This window comes from Aliiglaciecola sp. 2_MG-2023 (assembly GCF_030548145.1).
Taxonomy (GTDB): domain Bacteria; phylum Pseudomonadota; class Gammaproteobacteria; order Enterobacterales; family Alteromonadaceae; genus Aliiglaciecola; species Aliiglaciecola lipolytica_A.
In genome coordinates this window covers 1-6,706 of sequence record NZ_JAUORY010000048.1, presented here as the reverse complement: position 1 = coordinate 6,706, position 6,706 = coordinate 1, and the positions used below count along the sequence as shown (strand labels likewise).

4 protein-coding genes are annotated in these 6,706 nt (G+C 37.9%); 1 reads left to right on the top strand and 3 read right to left on the bottom strand.

All coding sequences use genetic code 11. The annotated features are described in order from the left end of the window. Positions 1–161: 161 nt before the first annotated feature. The 3 genes from Q4567_RS21995 to Q4567_RS21985 form a co-directional block, all read right to left on the bottom strand. A complete protein-coding gene (locus tag Q4567_RS21995) occupies positions 162–3,611 on the bottom strand; it encodes a family 16 glycoside hydrolase (protein ID WP_216050601.1) in 3,450 nt (1,149 codons plus the stop codon). A 34-nt stretch (positions 3,612–3,645) separates the two neighbouring features. Beyond that, positions 3,646–4,404, bottom strand: coding sequence for a DUF1080 domain-containing protein (locus Q4567_RS21990; RefSeq protein ID WP_216050600.1), 759 nt, complete (start codon positions 4,402–4,404; stop codon positions 3,646–3,648). Positions 4,405–5,356: 952 nt separating this feature from the next. Further along, the gene (locus Q4567_RS21985) at positions 5,357–5,698 is read right to left on the bottom strand and encodes a DUF3718 domain-containing protein (RefSeq protein ID WP_216050599.1); all 342 of its coding nucleotides are present in this window, start codon (positions 5,696–5,698) and stop codon (positions 5,357–5,359) included. A gap of 375 nt (positions 5,699–6,073) precedes the next feature. Between Q4567_RS21985 and Q4567_RS21980 the strand changes: the two genes are divergently transcribed. Beyond that, entirely contained in the window at positions 6,074–6,574 is a 501-nt protein-coding gene (locus Q4567_RS21980; RefSeq protein ID WP_303502449.1) for a prepilin-type N-terminal cleavage/methylation domain-containing protein, read from the top strand. The last annotated feature ends 132 nt before the right edge of the window (positions 6,575–6,706 follow it).

Genomic DNA, 6,706 nt, shown 5'->3' with positions numbered 1-6,706 from the left:
ATTTTTGTTTTGTGGTGAAATATATAATACCAAATTTCAAGCACTTACTTCTTTTTACTGTGGGGATTCTTCAGGCTAAAGCCCACTTAATTCACGATTGCTTGATAGTTTTTTACACCGTAAGTTTTCCGCCAATTTCTCTAACTAACATTTTTTGAATATTATCTTTTGGGAATACTATTTAAGGTATACCAAGCTTTGGTATGAAACTCAGATAAGCCCTTGCCTAACACGGTTTTTGATAGATCAATTTCATATACACGTGATGTATGTTCTGCAGGTCTATTTTCATCAACCTTGAAGTTTTCGACCGTTACACGGAAAGACTTGCCGTCTTTACTCCAATTGCTAATTGCTGTTTTCTCAACACGCATCTCTTTTTCTTCTGAACCATAATTAGCGTTTTCTAGGTAGTACCACGAACTAATCACTAAATTGTCAAAAGTGTGGCGTTCAGATTTGCTTATTGGTTTAGTTAAATTAACCTTGAATCCATCGGCTTGCACTTCAATAGAATAAATTGACTGAGGCACAGTTTCTCCATCGTAAACGATGCGCTGTAAGGCATTTAAGTTGCCGCCTTTGGGCCACCATCCTCTGCCTGTTTGCCCAATCCATAAGCTATTATCTAAAGGTGAAAATGTTAACCTCATTGCCCCCGATGCAGTAACCGCCATAAAGGGTAATAATGCTGATTGCTCTACCCCGTTTACCGTTTCAGTATGCACTCTAAAGATGTTTGATTTAGTTTGGTCACCAATGAACATTTGTCCTTTATACGGACCAAAACCGCCGCCTGTTGTATCCCACACAGGACTACCAGGTGAATTCATTGCGCGTCCATGAGGTAACAAACCAACAGGTAAATCGCGCTTACCTTTCATTTCGTCCCATTGAATATCAGGGCTTGTTGGCGTCTTTCCTGGTACATCGACTAAACTCGCCGGATGTCCATAGTAAGCATTTGGCTTTAAAACATGCAGTTTCGAGGTACCTTGGAAATCACCTTGATTATCCGTATAGTACATTTTTCCGTCAGCATTTATTGCTAGTCCCGCAGGGCTTCTCATACCATTGGCGTATGGGATGGTGTTGCCATTGGCATCTACTTTCATTGCCCAACCACGGTAACCTCCTCCCGTTCCCATTGTGCCTTCTGCGCGATAACTACCCGATAAACCATGTCCCAAATTTAAGGTGTAGAAATACTCGTTAGCAGAGGTTTTAATTGGACCATGTAAATACTCATGATAATTAGAACTAAAGGTAAAACTATCCGACAGGTTAACCCTAGATTCGGCCCAACCATCATCATTAACATCGCTTAAACGAGTGAGTCCAGATTTTTCACCTACAACAATCGTATTCTCGCTATCAACAACCACACCTAATGAGTCAAAAATACCTTCAGCAAATTGCTGCCAATTATTGTCTGTAATTTTCCACACACCCGATGTTCTAGTACTAACATAGGCGCTACCTTGCTCAGTAAAAGCGATACCTAATGGTTCAAACAACACTTGTCTTCCAAATTTATCATTTGGCGCTAATGAATTTTCAAGACGATACCCTGCTGGTAAAGATGCACTTTCACTGAAAGCGTCGCTCCAAACAAGGGCTTGTTTTTCATTACTTTGCTTAACGACCTTATCGTTTAATTCATTAAATTTAGGTGCCTTTTTAAAGCTTGCGCTAAACGTGACCAATTGGTTTACACCTTTGGGTAAATGCCAAACCTTGTCAGTCACTTTACCGTGCGATACCTGAATATTTATCAGTGAGGTGTCAGCTAAAGATAAGCGTAAAGCTGACGCTGTTTTTACCTTAAAGTTAGCCTGTATTTGGTTGTCATCAGTAATGTTTATTTGCGCCGATACACTGTTATTTTCAACACGATAATTAAACCAAGGAATTTCGCCTTGTTCCGTATTCACACCAATAAACCCAGCATCGGTTTCGGCCATATACTCGGCAAATTCTTTGTTGTCATTTAAGTTTGCAATCACGCTTTCTTCTGAGGTATCACTTGGTTCTTTAAAGGTAAAATCGACGGCCTTTCCATTTGATAAAATCGGTTGAAATAAGTGGGTGTATGATGTTGTATCCCACTTTACTGCGCCTTCACCAATCTCACTGGCCTTGTCAGCCCGATTCTTTTTCTCGTTTTTTAAAGACAAAAAGCGACCCGACCAAATTAGCTCAACCGCTAAGGTGCGAGGGTCAAAGCTGTAGTTACGTGCATTGGGTAAACCAACATGATATGCGCGACCAGACACTTCAGGCCCAATATTAACGCGAACTAACCTTGGCTTATTGCTAACGAGTTCTGCACTTAAATCTTCTGTTAACACATATGGCTTTTCTGGTGCTTCTTGCCAAATATAAGCGGGACCTTTATCTTTACTTTCGTTCAGCGTTTTTAAGTAACTCAATATTGCAGTGATATCACTATTAGATATTGCTTCCGCGTTGTATGACGGCATGATAGGTAAAAACTGTTTCGTCGAATTATCTGCGTTATTTCTTACTGCTAAGTATAATGCCGACTGTCGAAGTGACTGCATTAGATAGTGATCATCTGCTTTAATTTTAGTTATATGTTGCTCTGCGCTGTCATAAACTCTTATTACTTTCGTATTGTCAGAAAACACACCAAATAAATTTGGCCCCGATTTTACTGCATTCGAATTTTTATCTATCGTATGACACTCTTTACAGCCTTTATCTTGAAAGAGTTCTTTACCGTGTTTTACAAGATTAATCATGGGTTTGCCCGTATTCACTCCTAACGGTATTTCATTTCCAGCTTTTAGGGGTCTCGCAGCGGGTATATGTGAAAAATCTTTAGGCTCGATAACTAAATTTCGAAAAGCAACAGGGGCACTATTCCCAATAAGGAAAATCGGTCCGTGAGATGTTTCATTTAGATATTGAGCATCTTGACTTGGGCCGGTAGCAACTTGGTTTTTATGAATCGGCACACCATTTAATTTTACTGAAATAAACTGCGCATATTCAGTTTTTAACCCATCGTTATCGAAACGAGGTGCCTTAAAATCTATTTCAAGCGTTTGCCATTGTCCGGGTGGTTTTGAAGGATTAGCCTTCGGTTTTACACCATCATATTTAACGTTACGTTCTCGTTCTTCGTCATACCGATGGTCAATCCCTCCCATACTCGTAGGTCTTATTTTTTTGGCTTTATACATATCCGCTATATTGATTCGGTACCGACCAAGAATAGAGATACCTGATCTAGTTTTTGGCGTTATATTAACGTCAACACTAAAATGAAAATCTTTATATTGCTGGTGTGTTTCTAATAAGTTTCCTTTAACAAGTAAATTATCTTTGCCACGATTTAGCAATACTGCGTCGCCTTGAGCCAGGGTAAACCCAAGCATATCTTCTGTTATTGTCGCATCACCTACTTTCTGCCACATAGTATTTGGTTTAAAAGCAATACCATCAAAATTAAAATTTTGGCTACCATCCGCTACCTCAACCTTAGTAGTCGGCCTGTCATCAAAAGCGCCACAGCCATTTAAAAATAACGAGATACTGAATAATCCCAAGCAGAACAAAGGTATTTTAGGTGTCATTTTTTTCATTACTTTCTCTCTACGAAACTCTTTGCTTCGATTATTAAAGTTTTCTTAACCAAATATTTCTGAAGCTAACTTTGGAGCTATGATCTTGTATTTTTATGGCCTCACAACCATGGTGTTCGTAACTTGGCGCGCCGCGAGAAACCGTGCTACCTAATATTTCGCTGTGGTTTTGAATCAATACACCGTTATGAAGAACCGTGATAAACGCAGGTTGGGTTAACTCTTGTTTATTGTTAAATTGAGGTGCGGTATAAATAATGTCGTAACTTTGCCATTCCATCGTCGGTTTACTTGCATTTACCAAAGGAATTGACTGCTTATATATAGCGCCAGCTTGGCCATTGGCATAAGTTTCATTATCGTGGGAGTTGAGTATTTGAACTTCGTATCTCTCTTGAATGAAAATTCCACTATTACCGTCTTTTTGCCCAAATTTGTGTTTTATGGGGCTCGGTATACGCCATTCGATATGTAGTTGAATATCACAGAATTTTTCTTTAGTTCTTATATTTTGAGGTCCTTTGACGCGAGACGGAATTGTCATTACGCCATTTTCAACATCCCAGGTTATAGGCTCCCCCATAAATTTCCCATTGGCCTGCTCCCACGCATTTGTGCTCGTTCCATCAAACAACACAATCGCATCAGAAGGAATATTATTATTCACTTGGACTTTCTTAACGGGTTGCCAAACTTCGGTAAGGCTAGGTGATATTGAATTACTCTCTTTTGCTAATACAGTTATTGAGGTGGCAATTAGAATACTTAGCAAAGTGTACTTTACACGGTTCATTGCTTTTCCTTAGTAAATAAAACACATAGGCGTAGCACAGCGATTAGCTTTGTTTTTGCCCCTCATTAGCTAATACTCTTGTAAAAGGGGTTGCGCCTTATTTAATCGACCAAATTGAGTGTTGTTTCTCGTCACGTAGAAAGTAAAACTTCATAATCATCTTCGAACATCAACGTAGCGCCCGAATAAGCAATTACAATTAATAAACACCCACCTTTTGCATCATTGTTGATATTTCCTTCATTATTTTTTACATAATAAATGGTATCTCATATTTAAAACAAGAAGTTTATTAACATTTAAAAAATATTGATTTACAAAAACAAAGTGAATTTGAAATATTATTTTAAAAATTCATGGCTATTTTTAAAAAATATCGACAATTACACTGTTTTAAATGTGGAACATTATTTATTGTGTAAATTATTAGAAAATAAAATGTTAATTTTTAACACCAAGAACGGGTGTTAAAGATTTTTTTATAGATAGCAAGAATTAACATACTTAAACGAAATTAACTGTTATTAACTACCTTATATTAATGATCGATGAGCCAATATATGAACGATAATTCATTGACCTAATTCATGGAGGGACTAATTCATGGACAGCCACAAACTGTACTATCAATTTCTCGCGTTGAGTTACACTCAGGGAAATAGAATTCGACGAGGTTCAACATGCCACAAGCAGGGAAGCGACAAATCATCCTTTCTAATAATCTTTATTATCATTGTGTATCACACTGTATTCGACGGGTCATTTTGTGTAGCGAAACAAAGAGAAAATAAACTGAAAAGCAACAGCTACGAGCATAATCGCCAGTGGGTATAAGGTAGGTTGTTGTTTTTAATTTATATTGGCAGGCATGAAATTATATAACTGGCAACCCATCGCCATACTCAGTATTAAGTAGACGATGGGGAGTGGCTAAACGGTTTAGCACCATCGATTATAATGATTTATGAGAAGTTACGGCTGCCATATCCGTGGTGTTGCTGTATTTTCCGCCTGTCAAAAAGTCATTCATGTCATTCGCATTGCTACCGTATTGTTCGATGAATGTCATGAATTGTAAATCGTTGCAAGTCACTTTTGTTGCCACATAACGTTTACTCAATCCAGATTTTTTAATGGCCTGTGACATTTTTATCTTACTGCCTTCAGTGGCAACAGCACAAAGATTACTGGTAACGTAATTGTCGGCGGGAACCACAACATTTGAAGCGTTTACGACACCGATTGAGGCAAGGGTTAATGCTGCAGTTGCGATTACTTTAGTTAGTGTGTTCATCATATTTTCCTATTTCCGTTGATTGTTGTAAGTCTTCAAAGTGACTTGACATGACTTTTGCAACGACGATGCCAAAATTAAATACCAATATAAAACAATCACTTATGGTTTTTAGTGAAATTTAAATCCAATTTAGAGAATGAGAAAATTTAAAGAGTGGCTATTTTGACCAAATATTAGTTAATTTAACTTTTATGGCAAAATTACCCAATAATTGGACTTAGTGTTAATTAATGATTAAGTGGGACTTACTGTTAATGAAAAGGAACCAAAATTATCAGTAGGACAAATGACAGCATTAATTTAACTCTTTATACTTCAGTTACCATTTGGTTTATATAAGTTGGTTGATAACAACACCACGAGTACGTTTTAATGCAACACAATATACAACGGGGTTTTACCCTAATTGAACTGATTATTATCATTGTCATTCTAGGGATTCTCTCTGTAGTAGCCGCACCTCGATTTATTGATTTACAAGGTGATGCTGTAACAGCACAAATGACTAGTTTAGAAGGTACTTTAAAATCTGCTAACACGCTCACCTATACTAAAGCGGTTTTATCAAACCAACACAAGTTGGCTCTTGGTTCAGTTTATCTAGGCGACACAACCGTTAGCACGACATTGGGTCACCTTACACCTGTGGGTACTAATGTTGTCAAAGTACTGCAGGGTTCTTATGAAATTATGCTCAATGCTAACGATACTATTACCGCCGATTGGGGAGTGTATGATTTACCCAGTGGCGACACTATTTATTTAGTCCCTAAAGGCTATGCAACCTTTGATAGCTGTAGTTTATTGTACAATGTGGACGCTAGTAATATTGCTGAACCGGTTTTCTATAGCCTGACAACGACTGGTTGCTAGCCATTCAGTTGGCTTGAGATATCTACGGATTTACCTTTGACATGGACTACCTTTGACATGGACAGCCACAAACTAGACTAGAACTAGACTCTTAGGAAAATAGAATCAACTATGCTTTAGTATGATTAATTC